The sequence below is a fragment of the Burkholderia sp. AU33803 genome (assembly GCF_002223095.1).
Lineage (GTDB): Bacteria > Pseudomonadota > Gammaproteobacteria > Burkholderiales > Burkholderiaceae > Burkholderia.
In genome coordinates this window covers 1,404,516-1,429,026 of the sequence record NZ_NKFJ01000004.1, presented here as the reverse complement: position 1 = coordinate 1,429,026, position 24,511 = coordinate 1,404,516, and the positions used below count along the sequence as shown (strand labels likewise).

The window sequence follows — 24,511 nt, the reverse complement described above, 5'->3', positions numbered from 1 at the left end:
ACCAATATCGCCGAGCCGCGCAAGCCGGGCCACCCGCGCAGCAAACCGGTAAACTGATGCGCAAACCGCAACGTCACAACACCATGCTGATCAACTGTGCTGCATACCAGGACGGCCGCAAGCTGGCCGACATCGATATCGACGCCATCAGCGACTACGTGTCGAAGCCCGAGTGCTTCGTGTGGGTCGCGCTGAAGGATCCGACGCCCGAGGAACTCGACCTGATGGGCGAGGAATTCGGGCTGCACGAACTGGCGCTCGAGGATGCCCGCAAGGGGCATCAGCGGCCGAAGATCGAGGAGTACGGCGATTCGCTGTTCGCGGTGCTGCATACGGTCGAGCTGGACGACGACGATGAATTCAAGGTCGGCGAGCTGAACGTGTTCGTCGGCGCGAACTACGTGCTGTCGATCCGCAACCATACCGAGCACGATTTTCGCGACGTGCGCAAGCGCTGCGAGCGCGAGCCGCATCTGCTCCGGGAAGGTTCGGCATTCGTGTTCTACGCGCTGATGGACCAGGTCGTCGACCGCTATTTCCCGATCCTCGAAACGCTCGGCGCCGAGCTCGAGGAACTCGAGGACCGCATCTTCGCGAAGGCCACGCCCGCCTCGTCGCGCGCGATCATCGAGGATCTCTATTCGCTGAAGCGCCGGCTCGTGATGCTGTACCAGCACACGGCGCCGCTGCTCGAGCCGCTGGCGAAGCTCACCGGCGGGCGCATTCCGCAAGTCTGCAGCGGCATGGAGCCGTACTTTCGCGACGTGTACGACCATCTGCAGCGGATCGTGAAGACGATCGAAGGGCGGCGCGAGATGGTGGTCACGGCGATCCAGGTCAACCTCGGGATGATCTCGCTGGCCGAGAACGAGGTGACGAAGCGGCTCGGCTCGTTCGCCGCGCTGTTCGCGATCCCGACGATGATCGCCGGCATCTACGGGATGAACTTCGCGAACATGCCCGAACTGCACCTGAAATACGGCTTCTACGGCTGTATCGCCGTGATGGTGGCCGCCGACTTCGGGTTGTGGTGGCGCTTCAAGCGGGCAGGGTGGCTGTAGCCTCGCGTCACGCGCGGGGCGGCGCGTGCTTGCCGACCACGACGCGCCACGGCCGCACGCGCCACGATTTCACGAGGCCGTTCTGCACGTACGGATCGGCGCGTGCGAACGATTCGGCCGCCTCCGGCGAATCCCCTTCGAACACGAGCACGGCCTGGTCGGCCGGGTCCGACAGCGCGCCGGCGAGCACGAGTTCGCCGCGCTCGGTCGCAGCCTGCGCAAGCGCGAGGTGCTGGGCGCGGAACGGTTCGCGGCGGGACAGGTAATCGTCGACGAGTTCGTAGGTCAACTGGTAATGCATGGCGGCTCCGGAAAGGATCGCGGCGGCCGGTGCGTCAGCGCGCCGTCAGTCAGTCTGCTGCGGGCAGTATAGGGCAGGCGGACGGCCGCGACACGACGCGGAGGGCGGCGCGCTTCTGTGGTCATAAATGCAACTAACGGTCTGAGCGACGCCCGTCCTGGAATCCTGGCCGCAACGCGCCTTCCATGCAGCCATGGTCTACAGGCCACCGGCGGGGCGCGTCCCTACGCCTTGTAGCCGATCGTGCGCAGCAGGTCCTTGCGCCAGCGGATGTCGTCGTCATTTTCGACGCCGAGCGGCCCGAAGCCGTCGACGACGCCGACGATTCCGCGTCCTTGCGCGGTTTCCGCGACGATCACCTCGGTCGGGTTTGCGGTCGCGCAATAGATCCGGCAGACCTCCGGCACCGCCTTGATCGCGTTGAGGACGTTGACCGGAAAGCACCCGTCGCCGAGAAACACGATGAACGCGTGACCGGCGCCGATCGCGCTGGCGTTGCGGCAGGCGAGGTCAACGAGCGTCGCATCGGTGCCGGAGTGGCGCACCAGCCGCTTGCCCGATGCCTCGCAGAAGGCGAGCCCGAAGCGGATGCCGGGCACGGTGCCGACCAGCGCCTCGTGGATGTCCTCGACGGACTTGATGAAATGGGACTGGCCGAGGATGAAGTTCACGGTCTCGGGCTTGTCGACGGCAACGGTTTGTAGTTGCAGCATGGCGGACCTCGTCTCGCGATGCGGCGCGTGCGCCGCAATGGGCGCTTCAAGCTTAGTACGCGGCGGCCGGCGACGAAAGCCGCGCGGGCGGCCTATCCTTGGTTGTGTGTGGCGCGCGCCGCACGAAGGCAACGGAGGACGACATGGACGTGCGACAAGGCTTCGTCGACTGCGTGGGGCGCACGCCGCTGATTCGCTTGGCGAAGCTCAGCGCCGAGACGGGCTGCGAGATCCTGGGCAAGGCGGAATTCATGAATCCGGGCGGGTCGGTGAAGGACCGCGCGGCACTCTACATCATCCGCGACGCCGAGCGGCGCGGCGTGCTGCAGCCGGGCGGCACCGTGGTCGAGGGTACGGCGGGCAACACCGGCATCGGCCTGGCGCATATCTGCGCGGCGCGCGGCTATCGCTGCGTGATCGTGATTCCCGACACGCAATCGCCGGACAAGCTGGCGATCCTGCGCACGCTCGGCGCCGAGGTGCGCCCGGTGCCCGCTGCGCCCTACCGTGATCCGAACAACTACCAGAAGATTGCCGGGCGGCTCGCGGACGAACTCGACAACGCGGTATGGGCCAATCAGTTCGACAACGTCGTCAATCGCCAGGCGCACTACGAGACGACCGGGCCCGAGATCTGGCGCGATACGGCCGGCACGATCGATGCGTTCGTGTGCGCGACCGGGACGGGCGGCACGCTGGCGGGCGTGAGCCGTTATCTGAAAGAGCAGAATCCGGACGTGCGGATCGTGCTGGCCGACCCGCACGGCAGCGGACTCTACGGTTACGTGAAAACGGGCGACCTCGGCGCGGAAGGCAACTCGATCACCGAAGGCATCGGATCGACGCGCGTCACGATGAACCTTGCCGGCACGCCGATCGACGACGCGGTGCGGATCGACGATCAGCAGTGCGTGACGATGGTCTACCGGTTGCTGCGCGAGGAGGGGCTGTACGTCGGCGGATCGAGCGGCATCAACGTCGCCGGGGCGGTCTGGCTGGCCCGCCGGATGGGCCCGGGGCACACGATCGTGACCTTGCTGTGCGACCGTGGCGACATCTATCGCACACGGCTTTTCAATCGCGAATGGCTACGCGAAAAGGGACTGGATCCGGGGGACTGAACCCGTGTGTCGAATCGGTGCGAAGCGCGCGAGCGGCGAGGTTTTCCATCCGCCGGAATGCGACCTATGCTGAACGAATCCGGTGCGAACGCCGTTCGCCCGTTTCGTCCAGACGAGGTGTGCCATGCCTGTGTCAGCCACCCTGCAGGATTGCCTGCGTCAGAAGTCATCGCGGTACGAAGTGGTGTACCACCCCTATAGCCATACGAGCATGGAGACGGCCGCCGCCGCGCATATCCCCGGCGATCGCCTCGCGAAAACCGTGCTCCTCGAAGACGACGAAGGCTACGTCGCCGCCGTATTGCCGACCACGCACGCCGTGCGCCTGTCGGATCTCTGGGTAAAGACGGGACGCCATCTCGTGCTTGCCCGGGAGGTCGAGCTGCGCGAGCTGTTCAAGGATTGCGACATGGGCGCGTTGCCGCCGGTGTGCATGGCGTACGGCATGAAGACATTTCTCGAGGAACGTCTCGCGCAGCAGCCGGAAGTCTATTTCGAGGCCGGCGATCACGAAGCGCTGATCCACATGATGCAGGACGAATTCCTGATGCTGATGGAGACGGCCGAGCGCGCGCATTTCTCGCACAAGATGCAGGGCATGCACTCCTGACGCGCGCGGTGTTTGGGCGCTGGTCAGTGCGTGCCTGACGGGTCGCGTGTAGAGGCGGTAAGTGGTCGTGCGATAGTTAATTCGGTATGCGAAATTGTTTGCGACGGTTTGTCGAGTGCCCAAACCATCACGGAATTTGTATCGCATTGCAGACTAACTTTCCGGATATCCAGGGTGTTTCGGGCGTTCTGAAGAAGCTGTGTCGAACAGCTCGAGGCAGTTGACCAGCGTATCCGGCGACCGATGGGAGCGCCGATGAGGAGAGGCGTGAATCTTGGGGGTCGCATCCGGAGCGGGCCATTTTGGTGCGGCGCGGGAAATATGCCGATATTTATGCTGAAGCAGATTAATATCCGGTTTTGCATATATCCATACAATTCAATTACCGTTTTTATAATAGAAGTTTGATTTGTGCTTACCGGAATATTATTTGAATAAACCCTCCAAACTTTGTATTCGGGCATCAAATAAAGTTTGACGTCAAAATTTTTTCCTTGCTATTGTCTGCACCCAAGTGAGCGGCGCCACTGACATCACCGTGTAACGAACGGTGGGTCGTCATACGAAATGTAAGGTGCCGCCCGCTCAGCTGACAATTGCCTGAACGTGCTGGCGCGTTTTTTTTCGGTGCATAACCGGGCCGCGCCGGCCGGAACGATTCCTTGAAAAAAATGAATTTGTATTCGAATTGAATTCTTTCAATTCGGATTGCTAATTGAATTTGAAATGAAATGTTTGGGTTGATGCGGTGGCGATGCCGACCTGGCTTTGCCGCCGGCAGCAATCCGATACTGGGCGAATCGCTTGGGGGATGGATGGTGGGCATGAAAGTCGAAGAACGTCTGGCTACGTCGAACAGCGGACTGGCTACGCTGGGCCGTCCGCGAGAGTTCGGCAAGAAGCAACAGAATCCGGTGCGCCGGTTCGGCGGCATCGGCATCGTCCTAGTGCTGCATGCGGTGCTGATCTACGCGCTGCTCAACGGCCTCGCGACGAAAGTCGTGCAGGTGATCCAGCACCCGATCGAAACCCGCATCATCGAGCCGGTCAAGCCGCCGCCGCCACCGCCGATGCCCGTGGTCAAGCTCCCGCCGCCGAAATTCGCGCCGCCGCCGCCGCCGTTCGTCCCGCCGCCGGAAGTGCCGGTGCAGGCGCCGCCGCAGGCGACGATCACGCACCAGTCGGCCCCGGTACCGTCCGCACCGGCCGTGCAGGCGCCGGTCGTGGCGCCTCCCGCGCCGGCCAAGCCCGTCAGCCATGACGTGGGGGTGGTCTGCCCGAATTCGGACACGCTTCGCGCGTCGATCCAGTATCCGAAAGAGGCGCAGGAAAACAACATCACGGGCGACGTGACGATCGAGTTCGTCGTGGATGCGGAAGGGAACATCACGAACGAGCGTGTGGCGCAGTCGGCTGATCCGATCCTCGATCGTGCTGCCTTCAACACCGTGAAGCGCTTCAAGTGCGTCGCGCAGGGCCAGTCGGTGCGGGTCCAGGTTCCGTTCTCGTTCAATCTGAATTGATGCAGTGGGCGGCCCGGTGCGATCCGGGCCGAAAAAAACCATCTCGAACTGGGGTATTCAGTTCTTCGAATTAACTGGAGTGGGGTATGACGAAGCGTTCACTGGCCGCGCTGGCGGCAAGCATCCTGATGTCCGTCGCCGCAATCGACGGGTTCGTTGCACCACAGCTCGCCCACGCGCAGGCGAGCGGCGCGGCCGGCACGTCGGCGCAGGCCGCGGCACCGTCGGCTGCGCCGGCCCCGGTTCCGGCGGCCGCCGAGCCGGCTCCGCCGCCCGCGCCGGCCACGACGGAAGCGGTCGAGAATCCGTACGGGCTCGGTGCGCTATGGAAGAACGGCGATTTCGTCGCCCGTTTCGTGCTGATCCTGCTGGTGATCATGTCGATGGGCAGCTGGTACATCATGATCACGAAGTTCCTGGAACAACTGCGCGCCAATCGCCGCGCGAAGCTGGCGGATGCGCAACTCTGGACCGCGCCGTCGCTGGCCGAGGGCGCCAAGCTGCTCGACGAGGCGTCGCCGTTCCGGTTCATCGCCGAAACGGCGATCGAGGCCGGCGAGCATCATGAAGACGCGCTGCTGGAAGCGGTGGACCGCAATACGTGGATCGACGTGTCGGTCGAGCGCTCGATCACGAACGTGTCGAACCGGATGCAGGACGGGCTCGCGTTTCTGGCCACGGTGGGCTCCACCGCGCCGTTCGTCGGGCTGTTCGGCACCGTCTGGGGGATCTATCACGCGCTGACGGCCATCGGCATCGCGGGGCAGGCGTCGATCGACAAGGTCGCGGGCCCGGTGGGCGAGGCGCTCATCATGACCGCGATCGGCCTCGCCGTCGCCGTGCCGGCGGTGCTCGGCTACAACTTCCTGGTCCGCCGCAACAAGTCGGTGATGGAGCGGGTGCGCAATTTCGGCGCGCAACTGCATACCGTGCTGCTGGCCGGCAATCGGCGCCCGGCACGCGCGTCGTCGTCGCCGGCCGCGGCGTCGCTCGCGAACTGACCGGCTGACGGAGACGCGCGATGGCCATGAACGTCGGGCAGGACGATAGCGACGAGGTGATCGCCAACATCAACACGACGCCGCTCGTCGACGTGATGCTGGTGTTGCTGATCATCTTCCTGATCACGATTCCGGTCGTGACGCACACGATCCAGCTTCAGTTGCCGAAGGAGACGGTGCAGCCGCTGCAGACGACGCCGAAGAGCATCGAGATCGCGGTGAACCGCGATGGCGATTTCTTCTGGGGCGAACAGCTGGTGGATGCCACGACCCTGCTCGCGAAGCTGAAGGACGTGTCGCAGCAGCAGCCGCAACCGAGCGTCCACGTGCGGGGCGACCAGAACACGCGTTACGAGTTCATCGGCCGGGTGGTCACGATGTGCGAGCGCGCGGGGATCGCGAAGCTGTCGTTCATTACGGAGCCGCCGGCGCGCGGGGGATAGTCGCGCAGTGGAATCGGGGTGGGACAGGGGGCTGGCGGTAAGTGGGGGAGCGCTGACGCTGGTCGACCGCGAAGCATGGGATCCACGTAAGCGCTGAAGCGCTAACGTGGATCGACAGGAGTTCGACGATGGGAATGAACGTGCCTTCGGGCGGAAGCAACGCCGAGCCGGAAGTGATGGTCGATATCAACACCACGCCGCTGATCGACGTGATGCTGGTGTTGCTGATCATGCTGATCATCACGATCCCGATTCAGATGCATTCGGTGAAGATGGACCTGCCGGTGGGTAAGCCGCCGCCGCCGGCCGCGCCGCCGGAAATCGTGCAGATCGATATCGACTTCGACGGCACGACGACATGGAACGGCGCCCCGGTGCCGGATCGCGCGGCGCTCGAGTCGAAACTGGCCCAGGTGGCCGCGGAACCCGTGCAGGCGGAGATCCATCTGCGCCCCAACAAGCTGGTGCCGTACAAGGACGTGGCCGCCGTGCTCGCGTCCGCGCAACGCGTGGGCGCGACCAAGATCGGCCTGATCGGTAACGAACAGTTCATGCAATGACGACACGGACGAGCCGATGAACCAGCGACGATGGAAACGGATGATGGCGGTGACGGCGCTCGGCGCGGCGGGCCTGCTCGGCCGCCCGGCGCTGCCGGCGGACGCGCTGCGGCCGGACGTGGCGAAACCGTTGGCGGCCGCGCAGGAGCTGTACCGCGCACACAAGTATCGCGACGCGCTGGGCAAGATCGCGCAGGCGGCGGCCGTGCCGAACCGGACGCCGTACGAAACCACCGTGGTTGAAGAAATGCGTGGCGCGGCAGCGATGGCGGCCGGCGATTCGGGGACGGCCGCGCAGGCGTACGAGAGCGTGCTGAACTCCGGGCGGCTCTCGGGCGACGACGAGCAGCGGACCACGGCGGCGCTCGCCGGCATCTACTTCCAGCAGAAGAACTACCCGCTGGCGATCCGCGTCGCGCAGCGCTACCTGAAGGCGGGTGGATCGGACCCGGAAATGCGCACGCTGCTCACGCAGTCTTACTACCTGTCGAACGATTGCGCACCGCTCGTGAGCCAGTTGAAAGCGAGCACCGACGCGCAGGCGAATGGCGGACACGCACCGGACGAAGGGCAGTTGCAGATGCTGGCGACCTGCGCGCAGAAAGTGAAGGACGGCAACGCATATCGCGGTGCGCTCGGGCTGCTGGTGGCGTATCACCCCAGCCCCGCGTACTGGGACGAAATGGTCACGGCCATTCGCGGCAACCCCGGGTATCTGCCGTCGCTCGACCTCGACATCTACCGGTTGCGGCGGGCGACGGGCTCGCTCACGACCGCCAACGCGTACATGGAAATGACGCAGCTCGCGCTGGTGGCGGGCTCGGCCGCCGAGGGCAAGCAGGTGATCGACCAGGGGTTCGCATCCGGTGTACTCGGCAAGGACGCGCAGGCGGATCGCGAGAAGCGGTTGCAGGCGCTCGCCGCGAAGCGCGCGCAATCGGGCGGCGACGCCACGACGCCGGCAGCGCCGATCGACGCAGGCATGAACCTCGTCTTCGAGGGCCATGCACAGCAGGGGCTGCCGATGATGGAGCAGGCGATCGCGAAGGGCGGCCTCGAGCATCCCGACGCGGCGCGGCTGCGGCTCGGTGAGGCGTATTACGTGGCTGGCCAGAAGGCGCGTGCGGTCCAGGTGCTGCGCACGGTCAAGGGCACCGACGGTTCCGGTGATCTGGCACGGCTCTGGACGGTGGTGGCCTCCCGGTAACGCAACGGACGTGCACGGCCGCGCGCAATGCTGGCGGTCGGAAAGCGGTGTGCCGCCGCGATCGCGCGGATGCACGACGAACAGGTCAGCCGATGAAAAGGGGAAAACTTGTTAATTAGTAAGCCGAATGAAATGGACGAGCGATGTGCGGGCGCACGACGCGAGTGCGCTGCCGCACCGCGCGTGGCTTGCACGTCGCGACAGCGTGCAGCGGGGGATCGCGCCGGGCCGGCTGCGTCGCGGCATCGGTCGAGGCTTGACGACATCAAACCGATTTCGACTGCGAGGAACCGTCTTTCCATGGTTTTGCCCCCTGATGAGTCGGTGCTCGTCGCCGTGTCGCTCGGCAACAAGATCCGGGCGCTGCGCCAGCGCCTGAAACTCACGCTCGACGAAACGTCGACGATCGCCGGCATATCGAAGCCGTTCCTGTCGCAGGTCGAGCGCGGGCGGGCGACGCCGTCGATCACGTCGCTGGTGCGGATCGCGAAGGCGCTGGGCGTGACGATGCAGTACTTCATCGACACGCCGACGGAAGCGCGCTCGGTATGCCGCGGCAACGCGCTGCAGTATTTCCAGTTCACAAACTCGGCCAGCCGGTTCGCCAGGCTGACGAACCTGGTGGACGGCCGCAAGCTCGATGCGATTCTCGTCCGGATGCCGGCGGGGCAGCTGTCGTCCGAGATGACGACGCACGCGGGCGAAGAGTTCGTCTACGTGTTGCGCGGGCAGGTGGCGCTGACGCTCGAGGATTGCACGTTCACGCTGAACGAGGGCGATACCGCGCATTACGAATCGACGATGCCGCATGCGTGGCGCAATACGGCCGACGAAGAGGCGGTGATCGTCTGGGTCGGCACGCCGAGGCTGTTCTAGCGAAGGCGGCCGGCAGGAAGGAGAAGTACCCGGTCGACGGCGGAAGGTGCGCAGTACGGCGCATACAGGTTCGCATTTTACGGAACCAACCGCCCGTCGAGCCGGGAAGAAGCAGGCAATGCGCTCAATGTAGGTGTTTAGTATAACGAATCAAAATAGAAAAAGACGGTGATGCCGAATGGCGCTGGTGCTACGAGGCCGATCCGTTCGAGTCGTGGCAGTCGATAGCGTGGCAATCGCGGGTTCCGGTACACGGGCACCCAGGACGCGCAAGGAATTCACAAGGTTCCGGCGCACAGCAGGTGGGGTCTTACTACGAGCGAGAGGGAACAAGATGAAGCAGAGAGTTTTGGCGTTGGCCATCAACAGGATAGTCTGGGCGGAACTGGCGCTGACGGCCGCATTGGCGCCGCCGGCGTTCGCCCAGAGTCAGCCGGCGCCGGGCGCCGTCGCGATCGCGGATGCGGTCGCGAGCGGCGCGCCCGTGACCGTTGCACAGGCGGCCGGCACGGCGGGCAGCGCCGCTGCACCGGACGCCGCGGCGCCCGATGCAGCACCCGGTGCAGCGGCCGAGGCGACGCCTGCCGCACCCGCCGCGAACGGGCAGGGCAAGGTCGCGCAGATCAAGCGGTTCGAAGTGACGGGCTCGCTGATCCGGCAGGCCGACAAGACGGGTTTCCAGCAGGTGCAGACGATCACGCCGAAGGAAATCCAGGCCAGCGGCGCGGTGACCGTCGCCGACTTCCTGCGCGATGCGGCAGCCAACTCGGCGAACAGCTGGGGCGAAGGGCAATCGGGCAACTTCGCGGCCGGCGCGGCCGGCATTGCACTGCGCGGCCTCTCGGAGAAGTACACGCTCGTGCTGGTCGACGGCCAGCGCGTCGCACCGTATGCGTTCTTCTCGAACAGCGTCGATTCGTTCTTCGACCTCAACACGATCCCGCTCAACGACATCGAGCGGATCGAAATCGTGAAGACGGGCGCCGTGTCGCAGTACGGTTCGGACGCGATCGGCGGTGTCGTCAACATCATCACGAAACACAATTTCCGCGGCCTGCAGCTCGACGGCAGCCTCGGCAGCGCGATCAACGCCGGCAACGGCGACGGCACGATGAAGTTCGGCGTGCTCGGCGGCTTCGGCGACCTGAACGCCGACCGCTTCAACGTGACGGCCGCGCTCAGCTACTACAAGTCGAACGGCTTCACGCTGGCCGACCGTGATTCCACGCGCAGCCAGGACTTCACGGGCAAGCCGGGCGGCTTCTCGCTGCTCGCGCCGTCCTACTGGAACATGCCCGACGGCAGTGCGCAGGCGCTGAACGGCGGCTGCCCGTTCGGCGGCTCGGTTCATCCGGCCGCGCCGAATTCGCTGTCGGCCGGGTTGCCGGGCACCATCTGCGGGTACAACACGGCGGAAAGCACGTCGATCCTGCCGATGACCGAGCGCCTGAACGCGAAGCTCCACGGTGACTTCAAGATCGACGACAAGACGACCGCGTTCGCCGACTTTATGGAGAGCTACAACACGACCACGACCAACGACGGCCTGTGGAACAACGTGATCGGCAACTCGCAGAACCCGGCGCTCGTCTGGAATCCGCAGACGAAGCTGCTGTCGCCGTTCAACTACACGGTGCCGGTCAGCAACCCGTACAACACGACGGGTGCGGCCACGCCGCTCACCTATGCGTTTCCGAACACGGTCGCGCAAAAGACCTGGGCCAACTACTGGCGGGCGGCCGCCGGCATCAAGGGGTCGTTCACACTGCCGTACGGCGACTGGGACTGGGCGACGTCGGTCAGCCATTCGCAGAGCACGGTGTCGAACGTGTTCACGAACCAGCTGAACGTGAACGCGCTGAACAACATCTACCAGAACGGCACGCTGAATTTCGCGAACCCGGCCGCGACGCCTAACGCGTTCAACGGTCTCTATCAGGAGGCGAACAACCTCGGCATCTCGAAGCTCGACACGATCGATGCGACGCTGTCGACGCCGAACCTGTTCCATCTGCCGGCCGGCGACGTCGGCATCGGCTTCGGCGCGCAGTTCACGCACCAGAGCGAAACGCTGACGCCGGGCTCCGAATACCTGAGCGGCGCCGTCATCACGCCGGACCTCGAGACGGTGGATGGCCAGCGCAACGTCGCGGCCATCTATTACCAGATCAACATACCGATCATCGAGAACCTGACGTTCAGCCAGGCAGGCCGCTACGATCACTACACCGACGTGGGCGGCGCCTTCTCGCCGCGCTTCGCGTTGCGGTACCAGCCGATCAAGGCGCTCACGTTGTATACGTCGTACAACCGCGGTTTCCGCGCGCCGACCTTCGTCGAGGACAGCAAGTCGCAGACGCTCGGCATCCAGGTTGACCCGGCCACCGGCCAGAACTACACGTCGATCACCGTCGGCAACCCGAACCTCGCGCCGGAGCGCACGCGCAACCTCAATATCGGCTTCCAGGTCTCGCCGAGTCGTTACACCGACCTCGGCTTCGACTGGTACAAGATCCGCATCGACAACGTGATCGGCCAGGGCAAGCCATCGCAGGTCGTGACCGACCCGACGACCGGCCAGCTGCTGTACAAGGTGATTCCGTACCAGAACCTCGGTTACCTCGACACGAACGGCTTCGAAGGCACGTTCCGCCAGGGCCTGCCGCTGAAGGGCTGGGGCACGATTACGCTGTCGGGCGACTGGGCTTACGTCAACAGCTACAAGATCGGCTTCCCGGGCGCCGCGCCGGTCAACGGCGCGGGCAACAACTTCACGATCACGCAGCCGTTCGGCGGCAGCTTCCCGCGCTGGCGCGGCAACACGACGCTGGACTGGAACTACCGGAAGTTCGATGCGGCGCTGACGTGGCAGTTCACGGGTCCGTACGCGCAGAACCTGATGCCCGAGCCGAACAAGGTTGGTTCGTACAGCCAGTTCAACCTGATGGTGACGTACACGGGCTTCAAGAACTGGACGATCTACGGTGGCATCGACAACCTCTTCAACCGCACGCCGCCGTTCGACCCGATCTTCGCGAACGGCACCCTGAGCCAGAGCGGGTACGACACGTCGGTGTACTCGTACATCGGCCGATTCGCACAGGTCGGCGCGACGTACAAGTTCTGATGGCGATCGCGATGCACTGACAGGTTTGGGACAGGCCGCTCCACGTCCACTACCCCCTTTTCGGGGCGGCCTTTTTTCACCTGGCGCCACGACGGCCCGCAACCGGGACGCGCGGCGGTGCAGTTCATCCGATCGGGACCAGCACGAACCATCCGCGGGACGCGGCCGTATGCGGCGTCCGGCACGGGCATCGATTGCGCGCAGGCTTCGCACCCGCACGCTTCCGGACAGACTGACCATGAGACTGTTGAATGGGCGACGGGCACGCGTGCCGCGCCACTCGCACCTGACGCGCACGCACGGGCGGATGCGCACCGCCGCGCGCGCCGCGCTGCTCGCGTGCGCCGTGTGGCTCGTGTCGGGCGGCGTCATGCCGCAGGCCGCGCTCGCGGTGCCGGCAATTTCGCAATACGACCATCCGAAGTATCCGCCGGGCTTCACGCATTTCGACTACGCGAATGCGGATGCGCCCGACAGCGGCACGCTCCAGTTCGAAAACTACGACGAAGCGCAGAGCTACGATTCGCTGAACCCGTTCCTCGTGCGCGGCGCGCCGGCGCCGGACATCAAGAACCTGATGTTCGACACGCTGATGCAGCGCAGCTGGGACGAGCTCGCGTCCGAATACGCGCTGATCGCCGACGACGTCGACGTCGCGCCCGACGGGTTGTCGGCGACGTTTCACATCAACCCGGCCGCACGCTTCTCGAACGGCGACCCGATCACCGCGGCCGACGTCAAGTATTCGTTCGACACGCTGTCGAGCCCGCAGGCGTCGCCGCTGTACAACGCGCAGTTCGCGATCATCAAGCGCGCGGTGGTGGTCGACGGCCACACGGTGCGTTTCGAGTTCAAGCATGCGGAGCGCGACGCCGCGCTGATCGCGGGCGACCTGCCGGTGTTCTCGCCGAAATGGGGGCAGCGCGCGGACGGCACGCGGCCGCCGTTCGACCAGATCGCGAACGTGCCGCCGATCGCGAGCGGCGCGTACCTGATCGACCAGCGCAGGAACGACAAGCAGATCAGCTACGTGCGTAACCCGCACTACTGGGCAGCGAACCTGCCGTCGCGACGCGGCATGTTCCGCTTCGCACACGTGTCGTTCAAGCTGTACCTGGATCAATACACGGCGCTCGAAGCGTTCAAGGCCGGCGACATCGACGCGCGCATGGAATACAGCGCGACCCAGTGGGCGCGCAAGTACGTCGGCAAGAATTTTCGCAACGGCATGCTGACACGCGGCGAGTTTCCCGACGGCCCCGCGCAGATGCAGGGTTTCCTGATGAACATGCGCAAGCCGATGTTCCAGGACGTGCGGGTGCGGCATGCGCTCGCGCTGGCGTTCGATTTCGACTGGATGAGCCGGATGATGTTCTACGGGCAGTATCGCCGCACCAACAGCTTCTGGGAGGCGAGCCCGTTCGCGGCATCCGGCATGCCGAGCGCGAAGGAGCTGGCGCTGCTCGAACCGTTCCGTGCGACGCTGCCGCCCGAGGTGTTCGGCCCGATGGTCCGGCAGCCGTCGACGCTGCCGCCTAACTCGCTGCGCGCGAACCTGAAGGAGGCGCGCGACCTGCTCGCGCAGGCCGGCTGGCACTACCGCGACGGCGCGCTGCGCGACGCGAACGGCACGCCGATGACGATCGAGATCATCGACGACCAGCCCGGCATGGACCGGCTGATCCTGCCGTACACGCAGGCGCTCGCGATGCTCGGCATCCACGCGTATCTCCACGAGATCGACAGCGCGCTCTACCTGAAGCGGCTCGACAATTTCGAGTACGACATGACGACGTACATCTACCTGCCGGTGACGATTCCGGGCGCGGAGCTGACGCGCCGCTTCGGCAGTGCGGCCGCGTCGCAGCCCGGATCCGAGAACTATCCGGGCGTGAAATCGAAGGCGGTCGATGCGCTGATCCGTGCGGCGCTCGCAGCCGACACGCTCGACGATCTCGAGACGGCCACGCACGCGCTCGACCGCGTGCTGATCAACCTGTACGCACTGATCCCGCAGTACTACCTGCCGAACGCGCGGATCGCGTACAAGGCGACGCTCGGCCACCCGGCGATCGTGCCGGACTCCTATCAATACGAGGACTGGATCATCGACTACTGGTACGTGAAGCAACCGGCGGCGAAACCCGCACCGGCCGCCTGACGGAGGAACGACGATGCTGGCATACATACTCAGGCGCTTGCTGCTGATGATCCCGACGCTGATCGGGGTGGTGACGATCACGTTCGCGGTCACGCAGTTCGTGCCGGGCGGCCCGGTCGAACAGGTGCTCGCGCAGTTGCGCCACGGCAGTGCGCGCGGCGGGGAGGCGGGCAGCGCAGGCGGCTACCACGGCAGCCAGGGCGTCGACCCGCAGCAGATCGAGCAGATCCGCAAGCAGTTCGGCTTCGACAGGCCGCCGCTCGAACGCTACGTGCTGATGCTGAAAAGCTATGCGACGTTCGACCTCGGCCAGTCCTATTTCGCGCACCGCAGCGTGTGGGCGGTGATCTGCTCGAAGCTGCCGGTGTCGATCACGCTCGGGATGTGGACAGTGATCCTCACGTACCTGGTGTCGGTGCCGCTCGGCATCGCGAAGGCGGTGCGCAACGGGTCGCGGTTCGATACCGTGACGAGCGTGCTGGTGCTGGCCGGCTACGCGGTGCCCGGCTTCGTGCTCGGCGTGCTGCTGCTGATGCTGTTCGGCGGCGGCACGTTCTGGCAGGTATTTCCGATGCGCGGGCTCACGTCCGACAACTTCGACGACCTGACGCTGATCGGCAAGGCGCTCGACTATCTGTGGCACGTCGTGATGCCGGTGACGGCGTCGGTCGTCGGCAACTTCGCGATCGTCACGATCCTGACCAAGAACACGTTCCTCGAGGAAATCGGCCGGCAATACGTGCTGACCGCACGCGCGAAGGGCGCGCCGGAGCGCGACGTGCTGTGGAAGCACGTGCTGCGCAACGCGGCGATCCCGTTGCTCACCGGGCTGCCGGCCGCGTTCGTCGGCGCCTTCCTGAACGGCAACCTGCTGATCGAGACGCTGTTCTCGCTCGACGGCATGGGGCAACTGTCGTACGACTCGGTGATCCGCCGCGACTATCCGGTCGTGCTCGGCTCGCTGTTCCTGTTCACGCTGATCGGCCTGCTGACCAAACTCATCGCGGATATCTGCTATGTCCTCGTCGACCCCCGTATCCAGTTCAACCGCCTGGACCACTGACCCGGCGTGCGTCGCGTGCGCGGCCTCGCCGTCGCCGTGGCGGCGCACGTGGCTGCGCTTTCGCGCGCAGCCGCTCGGCTACTGGAGCCTCGTGATCTTCGCGGTGCTGTTCGCGCTCAGCCTCGGTGCGGACCTGCTGTCGAACGACCGGCCGTTGATCGTGCGCTACGACGGGCACTATTACTTCCCGATCGTGAAGGACTATCCGGAGACGGCGTTCGGCGGCGACTTTCCCGCGATGACGAACTATCTCGATCCGTATATCCGCACGAAGATCGAGTCGCACGGCAATTTCGCGATCTATCCGCCGAACCGGTATCGCTACGACACGATCGACTATTTCGCGTCGCGGCCGTATCCGGCGCCGCCGTCGTCGAGCAACTGGCTCGGCACCGACCAGTTCGGCCGCGACGTGCTCGCGCGGCTGCTGTACGGGTTCCGGCTGTCGGTGCTGATGGCGTTCGCGCTGACCATATCGGGCGTGCTGGTCGGCGTGCTGACGGGCGCGCTGCAAGGCTTCTACGGCGGCCGCACCGACCTGGTCGGGCAGCGCCTGATCGAGATCTGGAGCGCATTGCCGGACCTGTACCTGCTGATCATCTTCGCGTCGATCTTCACGCCGTCGCTGTGGCTGCTGTTCATCCTGCTGTCGATGTTCGGCTGGCTCGTGCTGTCCGACTACGTGCGCGCCGAATTCCTGCGCAACCGCGCGCTCGACTATGTGAAAGCGGCGCGCACGATGGGGCTGACGAACGCACAGATCATGTGGCGCCACGTGCTGCCGAACAGCCTCACGCCGGTGATCACGTTCCTGCCGTTCCGGATGAGCGCGGCGATCCTGTCGCTGACGAGCCTCGATTTCCTCGGCCTCGGCGTGCCGCCGCCGACGCCGAGCCTCGGCGAGCTGCTGCAGGAGGGCAAGAACAACCTCGATGCGTGGTGGATCTCGATCGCGGCGTTCGCGGCGCTGGTGGTGACGCTGCTGCTGCTCACCTTCATGGGCGATGCGCTGCGCAACGCGCTCGATACACGCACGCGCGGTTCGGCATTCGGCGGAGGGCGGTGATGACGAGACCGTTGCTGCAGATCGACGGGTTTTCCGCGCATTTTGGCGCGCACGCGGCCGTACAGGACCTGAGCCTGTCGATCGCCCGCGGCGAGCGCGTGGCGCTCGTCGGCGAATCGGGGTCGGGCAAGAGCGTGACCGCACTGTCGATCCTGCGGCTCGCGCAGCAGGCGACGCTGTCGGGGCGGATGCTGTTCGACGGCGAGGATCTGCTCGCGAAAACGGAGCAGCAGATGCGCGGGATTCGCGGTGCCGACATCGCGATGGTGTTCCAGGAGCCGATGACCGCGCTCAATCCGCTGTATACGATCGGCAAGCAGATCGCCGAGAGCCTGCGGCTGCACGAGGGGCTGCGCCCGGGCGACGCGCGCGAGCGCGGAATCGCGCTGCTGCGGCGCACCGGGATTCCCGAGCCGGAGCGCCGCATCGACAGCTTTCCGCACCAGCTGTCGGGTGGGCAGCGGCAACGCGCGATGATCGCGATGGCGCTGGCGTGCCGGCCGCGGCTGCTGCTCGCGGACGAGCCGACCACCGCGCTCGACGTGACGGTGCGCCAGCAGATCGTCGACCTGCTGATCGAGCTGCAGGAGCAGGAGGCCGCCGCGCGCGGAATGGCCGTGCTGCTGATCACACACGACCTGAACCTCGTGCGGCGCTTCGCGCAGCGCGTGGCCGTGATGGAGAAGGGCGTGCTGGTGGAGACCAACACGACCGCCGCGCTGTTCGCGGCGCCGCAGCATCCTTATACGCGCCGGCTGCTCGACAGCGCGCCGCAACGGGCGGTCGAGCCGGTTGCCGCCGGCGCGCAGACGATCCTCGACGTGCGGCACCTCGCGGTCGACTACCGTATCGCGGCAAAGGGCTGGCGCTCGGTGCTCGGCAAGACGACGTTCCGCGCCGTCCACGACGTGCAGCTGAGCCTGAAGCGCGGCGAAACGCTCGGGATCGTCGGCGAGTCGGGCTCGGGGAAATCGACGCTCGCGTCGGCCGTGCTCGGCCTGCAGCGGCCGGCGTCGGGCGGGATCGAGATCGATGGCATGCCGCTGGCGTCGCTGCGCACGACGCAGGGCCGGCGCACGCTGTACGGGCGCATGCAGGTGGTGTTCCAGGATCCGTTCGGCTCGCTGTCGCCGCGCATGACGGTCGAGCAGATCGTCGGCGAGGGGCTCGGCGTGCACCGGCCGCAAGTGGCCGGCGACGCGCGGCGCGCGCGGATCGCCGCGCTGCTGCAGGAGGTGGGCCTGCCTCCCGAGGCGATGCTGCGCTATCCGCACGAGTTTTCCGGCGGGCAGCGGCAGCGGATCGCGATCGCGCGGGCGCTGGCGGTGGAGCCGGAACTGCTGGTGCTCGACGAGCCGACGAGCGCGCTCGACGTGTCGATCCAGAAGCAGGTGCTGAATCTGCTGACGAATCTCCAAAAGAAGTACAAACTCAGCTACCTGTTCATCACGCACGATCTGGCGGTGATGCGCGCGATGGCCCACCGGGTCATCGTGATGAAGGCGGGGCGCGTGGTCGAGGCGGGCGAGACGCTCGACGTACTGCACGCGCCATCCCATCCGTATACGCGGGCGCTGCTCGCGTCGTCCATGCTGGCGCCCGAGCGCGGCCCGCAGGAGCAGCAAGAGAGAACCGATGATTGACGAGAACCGGGCGCCGGGCGTCCGAGCCGTGCAGGCAGCACAGGGGTTGCGCAGCGACGCCGATTTCTGGTCGCTGCGTATCGTCGACGAGACGATCGACGAACACGCGGTGCGCAACGACGTCGCGCAGCCGTTTTCGCGCACGCGCGAGCGTGGTGCGATGCTGACGGCCTGGGCCGGCACGGGCGCCGGCTATGCGGCGACGCCCGACCTGTCCCCGGCCGGGCTGCAGGCGGCGCTCGACATCGCGACCGCGCGGGCCCGGGCCAGCGCGCCGTGGGCGCTGGTCGATCATCGCCAGGCCGCGCGTCCGCAGGCGAGCGGCACCTATGCGTCGCCCGATGTCGACGCGGCGCTGCCGTCGCGCGCGGAATGGATCGAGCGTCTCGCGCACGAATGCGCGGCGGCAAACCTCGGTGCGCGTATCGTCGAGCGTTCGGCGAGCGTGATGATCGTGCATACCGAGCAGTGTTACGTGACGAGCGACGGCGTACGGATCGACCAGCGCTTCCGCTTCCTGATGCCCGAGCTGCAAGCCGTCGCCCATGGCCACGGCGACACGCAGACGCGCTCGCTCGGCCAATCGGGCACGCTGGCGCAGGGCGGCATCGACGTGCTGGCGCGCTACGGTTTCGACGGCGCCGGCGCGCGCGTGGCCGACGAGGCGCTGCAGTTGCTCGCCGCGCCGAACTGCCCGACCGGCCGGCGCGACCTGCTGCTGATGCCGGACCAGATGATGCTGCAGATCCACGAGTCGATCGGCCATCCGCTCGAGCTCGACCGGATTCTCGGCGACGAGCGCAACTTCGCCGGGTCGAGCTTCGTCAGGCCGGAGATGGTCGGCCACTATCAGTATGGTTCGCCGCTGCTGAACGTCACGTTCGATCCGGAGCCGACGGCCGAAGCCGCATCCTACGCATTCGACGACGACGGCACGCCGGCGCGCAAGCAGTACCTGATCCGCCACGGCGTGCTCGAACGGCTGCTCGGCGGGGCGCTGTCGCAGCAGCGCGCGGGCCTGCCGGGCGTGGTCAACTCGCGTGCGTCGAGCTGGAACCGCGCACCGATCGACCGGATGGCGAACCTGAACGTCGAACCCGGCGACCAGTCGCTCGATGCGCTGATCGCGGGCACCGAGCACGGGATCCTGATGCGCACCAACACGTCCTGGTCGATCGACGACCACCGCAACAAATTCCAGTTCGGCTGCGAATTCGGGCAACTGATCGAGAACGGCCGGCTCACGCAGGTCGTCAAGCGCCCGAACTACCGCGGCATCTCCGCCCAGTTCTGGCGCAGCCTGCGCGCGGTCGGCGATGCCAGCACGTTCGGCATCTACGGCACGCCGTACTGCGGGAAGGGCGAGCCTGCGCAAATCATCCGTGTCGGCCACGCCGCGCCGGCCTGCGTGTTCGCCGGCGTCGACGTCTTCGGAGGCGCGTGATGACGGGATTCGATCCGATGACACGCCAGGCCGGAATCGACTGGCATGCGTATTTCGCCCGGCTCGCCGAGGAGGCACAACGGCTGACCGCGCGGACCGAAACCGTGCTGCTCGGCTTCTCCGGCGAAACGTCCGACTTCATCCGTTTCAATGGCGGCAGGATTCGCCAGACCGGGCGCGTCACGCAGGGGCGGCTGTCCGTGCGGCTCATCGACGGCGCGCGGCAAGCGCATTCGGCGCTGACCGTGTGCGGCGATCCGGCAGCCGACCTGCGCGAACTGGCGGACGCGCTCGCCGTGCTGCGCGACGTCCTGCGCGATGCGCAGGACGATCCGCACCTGCTGTTCGATACCTCGTCGTGGGTGCAGGAAACGCGCCGCACCGGGCGCCTGCCGAATGCGGACGGGCTCGCGCGAATCGTGGCCGAATGCGCGCGCGGGCTCGACTTCGTCGGCTTTTACGCGGGCGGCACGCTGGCGCGCGGCTTCGCGTCGTCAACCGGCAGCCGCGGCTGGTACGAGGTCGAGAATTTCAACTTCAGCTGGTCGCTGTACGACCCGAGCGGCCGCGCGATCAAGACCGTCTATGCGGGCGACGACTGGCGCGATGCAGCGTTCGCGGCCAAGGTCGACGCGGCCGCCGCGCGGCTGCCCGTGCTCGGCCGCACGCCAAAGGCGCTTGCGCCCGGGCGCTACCGCGCGTACTTCGCGCCGGACGCCATTCACGAGATGACGAGCCTGCTCGGCTGGAGCGGCTTTTCGGCGCGCGCGGTGGCGAGCGCCCGCAGCCCGCTGCATCGCCTGTATGCCGGCGAGGTCGCGCTCGATCCGCGCGTATCGATCACCGAGGATTTCTCGCTGGGCATCGCGCCCGCGTTCAACGCGGACGGCTACCGGCGCGACAGCGTGCCGCTCGTCGTCGAAGGGCGGGGCGCCGGGCAGCTCGTCTGCGCACGCACCGCGCGCGAGCAAGGGGGCACGCCGAACGGAGCGGACAACGGCGAAGCGCCGCAGTCGCTGACGATCGCCGGCGGCACGCTCGCCGATGCCGACGTGCTGGCCGCGCTCGACACGGGGCTCTACGTCGGCAACCTCTGGTACCTGAACTTCTCGGACCCGATCGCGTGCCGGATGACGGGGATGACGCGGTTCGCGACGTTCTGGGTCGAAGGCGGGCGCATCGTCGCGCCGGTCGACGCGATGCGGTTCGACGACAGCTTCTACCGGCTGTTCGGGTCGGCGCTCGAGCAGCTCGGCGCGGCACCGGCGCTGCTCGCGAACGACGACACGTACGGCGAGCGCGCCACCGGAGGCGCACAGCTGCCGGGGCTGCTCGCACGTTCATTCGAGCTCACGCTGTAGCGCGTTCGCGGACCCTCGCCGATGCCGTCATTCTTCATCGACCGTCCCGTCTTTGCGTGGATCGTCGCGCTCGCGATCGTCGTCGCGGGCGTGCTGGCCATTCCACAACTGCCGATCGCGCAGTATCCGCGCCTGGCGCCGCCGCGGGTCGTGATCACCGCGTCCTATCCGGGCGCGTCGACCGAGACGGTCGATGCCAACGTCGGCAGCATCATCGAGGAAAGCCTCGATGGCGCCGACGGGCTGCTGTACTACGAGACCAGCAGCGACGGCCACGGCAACCTCGAGATCGACGTGACGTTCGCGCCCAGCACCGATCCGGACATCGCGCTCGTCGACGTCAACAACCGGTTGAAGCAGGTCGAGCCGCGGCTGCCTCAGCAGGTCGTCCAGCAAGGGATCGGCGTGTTCAAGGCGGCGAACACGTTCCTGATGCTCGTCACGCTGACGTCGACCGACGGCACGCGCGATTCCGCGCAGCTCGGCGATTACCTGAACCGCTACGTGCTGCGCGAGCTGAAGCGCGCGCCGGGGGTGGGCGCGGCCGAGCTGTGGGATGCCGACGAGGCGCTGCGGGTCTGGCTCGATCCGGTGAAGTTGCGCGAATACGATCTCGGCGCCGACGACGTGATCACGGCGATCAGCGCGCAGAACGCGACGGTCACGGCCGGCGCGATCGGCGATGCGCCGTTCGTGCGCGGCCAGCAGCTTACCGCGACGGTCGTGGTCAAAGGGCAGCTCACGTCGCCCGAGGAGTTCGGCCGGATCGTGCTGAAATCGAAACAGGACGGCTCGGTGGTACGCGTGGCCGATGTCGCGCGCATCGAGATCGGTCGCGACGACTATTCGTTCTATTCACGGCTGAACGGCCGGCCGGCCGCGACGGTCGGCATCCAGCTCGGCCCGCGCGGCAACGCGCTCGAAACGTCGAATGCGATCCGCGCCCGGCTCGCGGAGTTGTCGCGGACGCTGCCGCCGGGCGTCGCGGTCGAGATTCCGTTCGACGGCGCGCACTTCGTCAAGATCGCGATCCACGAAGTCGTGCTGACGCTCGTCGAGGCCGTGGTGCTGGTGTTCTGCGTGATGTGGCTGTTCCTGCGCGACCTGCGCTACACGCTGGTGCCGACCGTCGTGATCCCGGTCACGCTGATGGGCGCGTTCGTCGCGATGTGGGCGTTCGGTCTGTCGATCAACGTGTTCACGATGTTCGGCCTCGTGCTGGCGATCGGCATCCTGGTCGACGATGCGATCGTCGTCGTCGAGAGCGTGCACCGCGTGATGGAGGAGGGCGTGTCGCCGCGCGACGCCACGCGCCGGGCGATGAAGCGGATCGGCGGGGCGATCGTCGGCGTAACCGCGGTGCTGACCGCCGTGTTCGTGCCGATGGCGTTTTTCCCGGGCAGCGTCGGCGGCATCTACCGGCAGTTCGCGGTGGCGATGATCGCGTCGATGCTGGTGTCGTCGTTCATGGCGCTGTCGCTCACACCCGCGCTGTGCGCGAACCTGCTGAAGCCAGTTGCGCGACACGATGGCGGCGCCGGCCGTGCGCGGCGACGCGGCATCGGCGCGCGTCTGGCCGACCGGTTCGGTGCGGCTTTCGCGCGCGCCGAAACCGGTTATCGCCGCGTCGCCGTGTTTGCGGTGCGCCGCACCGGCATGGTCGTGGTGGTGTACGCGGCGCTCGTGATCGGATGCGGGTTGCTGTACTGGATGATGCCGGGCGGTTTCCTGCCGACCGAGGACCAGGGGCAACTGCAAGTGATGATCCAGTTGCCGGCCGGCGCCACGCAGGCGCGCACGCTCGCGGTCGTCGAGCGGGTGGAGGCCATCCTGCACGCGGAGCCGGCGATTGCGAACGTGACGAGCGTGATCGGCTGGAGTTTCGTCGGCAGCGGGCAGAACGTCGGGATGGCGTTCGTGGAACTGAAGGACTGGGCGAAGCGCGACGTCGACGCGATGGCGTTGCGCGACCGGCTCAACGGGCGCTTCGGTGCGATCCTCGACGGCGACGTCGAGGCGGCGCTGCCGCCGTCGGTGCGCGGCATCGGGCATTCGGACGGCTTCACGTTCCGGCTCGAGGATCGCGGCGGGGGCGGGCTCGATGCGTTGAAGGCGGCCCGCGAGCAGCTTGCCGAGCGCGCGAAGGCGGATCCGTTGCTCTCGGCCGTGCATTTCGAGGACCTGCCGGATGCACCGCGCATCGAACTCGATGTCGATCGCGCGAAGGCGTATGCGCTCGGCGTGCCGTTCGAGCGGATCGCGGGGCTGCTGGGCGGCACGTTCGGCTCGAACTACATCAACGACTTTCCGGCATCGGGCCGGATGCGACGGGTGATCATCGAGGCCGATCCGGAGGCACGCGCGACCGATACGCAACTGATGGCGCTGACCGTGCCGAACCGTACCGGCGACATGGTGCCGCTGTCGGCCATTGCCGCACCGCACTGGACGATCGGGCCGGTGATGCTGAACCGGTACAACGGCTATCCGTCACTCGACCTCAGCGGCCGCGCGGCGACCGGCACGAGTTCGGGCGCGGCGATGGCGGAGATGGAGCGGCTTGCCGCTGCGCTGCCGGCCGGGATCGGCTTCGACTGGGTCGATGCGGCGCGCGAGGAGCAGGTTGCCGCGCGGCAGACGCCGTTGCTCGTCGGGTTGTCGGTGCTCGCGGTTTTCATGGCGCTGGCCGCGCTGTACGAAAGCTGGACGATTCCGCTGTCCGTGCTGACGATCGTGCCGCTCGGCATGATGGGGGCGATCGCGGCGGCGCTCGCGCGCGGCATGCCGAACGACGTGTATTTCAAGGTCGGGATGATTACCGTGGTCGGGCTGGCGGCGAAGAATGCGATCCTGATCGTGCAGTACGCGCGCGATCTCGCCGGGCATGGCGTGCCGTTGCGGCAGGCGGTGGTCGATGCGGCCGCTGCGCGATTCCGGCCGATCGTGATGACGTCGATGGCGTTCCTGCTGGGCGTCGTGCCGCTGGTGCTGGCGACGGGCGCGGGGGCGGAAAGCCGACGGTCGATCGGCACGGGCGCGTTCGGCGGTGTGCTGGCGGCGACGGTGTTCGGGCTCGTGTTCGCGCCGGTGGCGTTTCGGGTCGTGGCGTCGGCCGGGCGAGGCGGCAGGCGGGTGGCGGTGACGAAGCGGGATGATCGTCAGGCGGAGGTGGTAGGGGAGTGAAGTCGCTTCGAGAGGTGATTTTCGAGCGTTGTGTTGATTAAATGCGA

The 24,511-nt window shown here is 66.5% G+C and carries 20 protein-coding genes; 17 read left to right on the top strand and 3 right to left on the bottom strand.

Going from position 1 to position 24,511, the window contains the following annotated elements:
* Positions 1-83 precede the first annotated feature (83 nt).
* Positions 84-1,061 carry a magnesium/cobalt transporter CorA gene (gene corA, locus CFB41_RS09080; protein ID WP_089440405.1) on the top strand — a complete coding sequence of 326 codons (978 nt, stop codon included), beginning with the start codon at positions 84-86 and terminating at the stop codon, positions 1,059-1,061.
* 7 nt (positions 1,062-1,068) lie between these two features.
* On the opposite strand, the gene CFB41_RS09075 is transcribed toward corA, so the two are convergent.
* Both CFB41_RS09075 and CFB41_RS09070 read right to left on the bottom strand, forming a co-directional pair.
* Complete coding sequence (locus CFB41_RS09075) at positions 1,069-1,362, bottom strand: YciI-like protein (protein WP_039357977.1); 294 nt, start codon at positions 1,360-1,362, stop codon at positions 1,069-1,071.
* 224 nt (positions 1,363-1,586) lie between these two features.
* Positions 1,587-2,075: an adenosine-specific kinase gene (locus CFB41_RS09070; protein WP_089456264.1), complete on the bottom strand. Its 489-nt coding sequence runs from the start codon at positions 2,073-2,075 to the stop codon at positions 1,587-1,589.
* 143 nt (positions 2,076-2,218) lie between these two features.
* Between CFB41_RS09070 and CFB41_RS09065 the strand changes: the two genes are divergently transcribed.
* Positions 2,219-3,196 carry a cysteine synthase A gene (locus CFB41_RS09065; RefSeq protein ID WP_089456610.1) on the top strand — a complete coding sequence of 326 codons (978 nt, stop codon included), beginning with the start codon at positions 2,219-2,221 and terminating at the stop codon, positions 3,194-3,196.
* Positions 3,197-3,320: 124 nt separating this feature from the next.
* A complete protein-coding gene (locus tag CFB41_RS09060; RefSeq protein ID WP_031401741.1) occupies positions 3,321-3,806 on the top strand; it encodes an aminoacyl-tRNA deacylase in 486 nt (161 codons plus the stop codon).
* A 463-nt stretch (positions 3,807-4,269) separates the two neighbouring features.
* Here CFB41_RS09060 and CFB41_RS37265 read toward each other — a convergent pair whose 3' ends face one another.
* Positions 4,270-4,632: a hypothetical protein gene (locus CFB41_RS37265; RefSeq protein WP_144029912.1), complete on the bottom strand. Its 363-nt coding sequence runs from the start codon at positions 4,630-4,632 to the stop codon at positions 4,270-4,272.
* Between CFB41_RS37265 and CFB41_RS09055 the strand changes: the two genes are divergently transcribed.
* The 14 genes from CFB41_RS09055 to CFB41_RS08990 all read left to right on the top strand — a co-directional run bounded on the left by CFB41_RS09055 (position 4,631) and on the right by CFB41_RS08990 (position 24,464).
* The gene (locus tag CFB41_RS09055) at positions 4,631-5,329 is read left to right on the top strand and encodes an energy transducer TonB (RefSeq protein WP_089425491.1); all 699 of its coding nucleotides are present in this window, start codon (positions 4,631-4,633) and stop codon (positions 5,327-5,329) included. The two genes, CFB41_RS37265 and CFB41_RS09055, sit on opposite strands and share 2 nt — an antisense overlap.
* 86 nt (positions 5,330-5,415) lie before the next feature.
* Positions 5,416-6,330 carry a MotA/TolQ/ExbB proton channel family protein gene (locus tag CFB41_RS09050; RefSeq protein WP_089456263.1) on the top strand — a complete coding sequence of 305 codons (915 nt, stop codon included), beginning with the start codon at positions 5,416-5,418 and terminating at the stop codon, positions 6,328-6,330.
* A 20-nt stretch (positions 6,331-6,350) separates the two neighbouring features.
* Positions 6,351-6,773, top strand: coding sequence for a biopolymer transporter ExbD (locus CFB41_RS09045; RefSeq protein ID WP_089440152.1), 423 nt, complete (start codon positions 6,351-6,353; stop codon positions 6,771-6,773).
* Between the two features lie 128 nt (positions 6,774-6,901).
* Complete coding sequence (locus CFB41_RS09040) at positions 6,902-7,333, top strand: biopolymer transporter ExbD (RefSeq protein ID WP_089456262.1); 432 nt, start codon at positions 6,902-6,904, stop codon at positions 7,331-7,333.
* A 16-nt stretch (positions 7,334-7,349) separates the two neighbouring features.
* Complete coding sequence (locus CFB41_RS09035; protein ID WP_089456261.1) at positions 7,350-8,540, top strand: tetratricopeptide repeat protein; 1,191 nt, start codon at positions 7,350-7,352, stop codon at positions 8,538-8,540.
* Positions 8,541-8,840: 300 nt separating this feature from the next.
* Positions 8,841-9,416, top strand: a complete 576-nt coding sequence (locus tag CFB41_RS09030; protein ID WP_027787334.1) for a helix-turn-helix domain-containing protein — start codon at positions 8,841-8,843, stop codon at positions 9,414-9,416.
* A gap of 334 nt (positions 9,417-9,750) precedes the next feature.
* Positions 9,751-12,543 carry a TonB-dependent receptor gene (locus CFB41_RS09025; protein ID WP_089456260.1) on the top strand — a complete coding sequence of 931 codons (2,793 nt, stop codon included), beginning with the start codon at positions 9,751-9,753 and terminating at the stop codon, positions 12,541-12,543.
* 238 nt (positions 12,544-12,781) lie between these two features.
* The gene (locus CFB41_RS09020) at positions 12,782-14,704 is read left to right on the top strand and encodes an extracellular solute-binding protein (protein ID WP_089456259.1); all 1,923 of its coding nucleotides are present in this window, start codon (positions 12,782-12,784) and stop codon (positions 14,702-14,704) included.
* Between the two features lie 13 nt (positions 14,705-14,717).
* Positions 14,718-15,767: a microcin C ABC transporter permease YejB gene (locus tag CFB41_RS09015; protein WP_089456258.1), complete on the top strand. Its 1,050-nt coding sequence runs from the start codon at positions 14,718-14,720 to the stop codon at positions 15,765-15,767.
* On the top strand, positions 15,721-16,833 hold the full coding sequence (locus CFB41_RS09010) for an ABC transporter permease (protein WP_089456257.1): 1,113 nt from the start codon (positions 15,721-15,723) through the stop codon (positions 16,831-16,833). The genes CFB41_RS09015 and CFB41_RS09010 overlap by 47 nt, the downstream gene beginning before the upstream one ends.
* Entirely contained in the window at positions 16,833-18,476 is a 1,644-nt protein-coding gene (locus CFB41_RS09005; RefSeq protein WP_089456256.1) for an ABC transporter ATP-binding protein, read from the top strand. Before CFB41_RS09010 ends, CFB41_RS09005 begins: the two co-directional genes overlap by 1 nt.
* A complete protein-coding gene (locus CFB41_RS09000; RefSeq protein ID WP_089456255.1) occupies positions 18,469-19,920 on the top strand; it encodes a TldD/PmbA family protein in 1,452 nt (483 codons plus the stop codon). Before CFB41_RS09005 ends, CFB41_RS09000 begins: the two co-directional genes overlap by 8 nt.
* Complete coding sequence (locus tag CFB41_RS08995) at positions 19,920-21,281, top strand: metallopeptidase TldD-related protein (protein ID WP_089456254.1); 1,362 nt, start codon at positions 19,920-19,922, stop codon at positions 21,279-21,281. Before CFB41_RS09000 ends, CFB41_RS08995 begins: the two co-directional genes overlap by 1 nt.
* Before the next feature lie 21 nt (positions 21,282-21,302).
* The gene (locus tag CFB41_RS08990) at positions 21,303-24,464 is read left to right on the top strand and encodes a multidrug efflux RND transporter permease subunit (RefSeq protein WP_089456253.1); all 3,162 of its coding nucleotides are present in this window, start codon (positions 21,303-21,305) and stop codon (positions 24,462-24,464) included.
* Positions 24,465-24,511 lie beyond the last annotated feature (47 nt).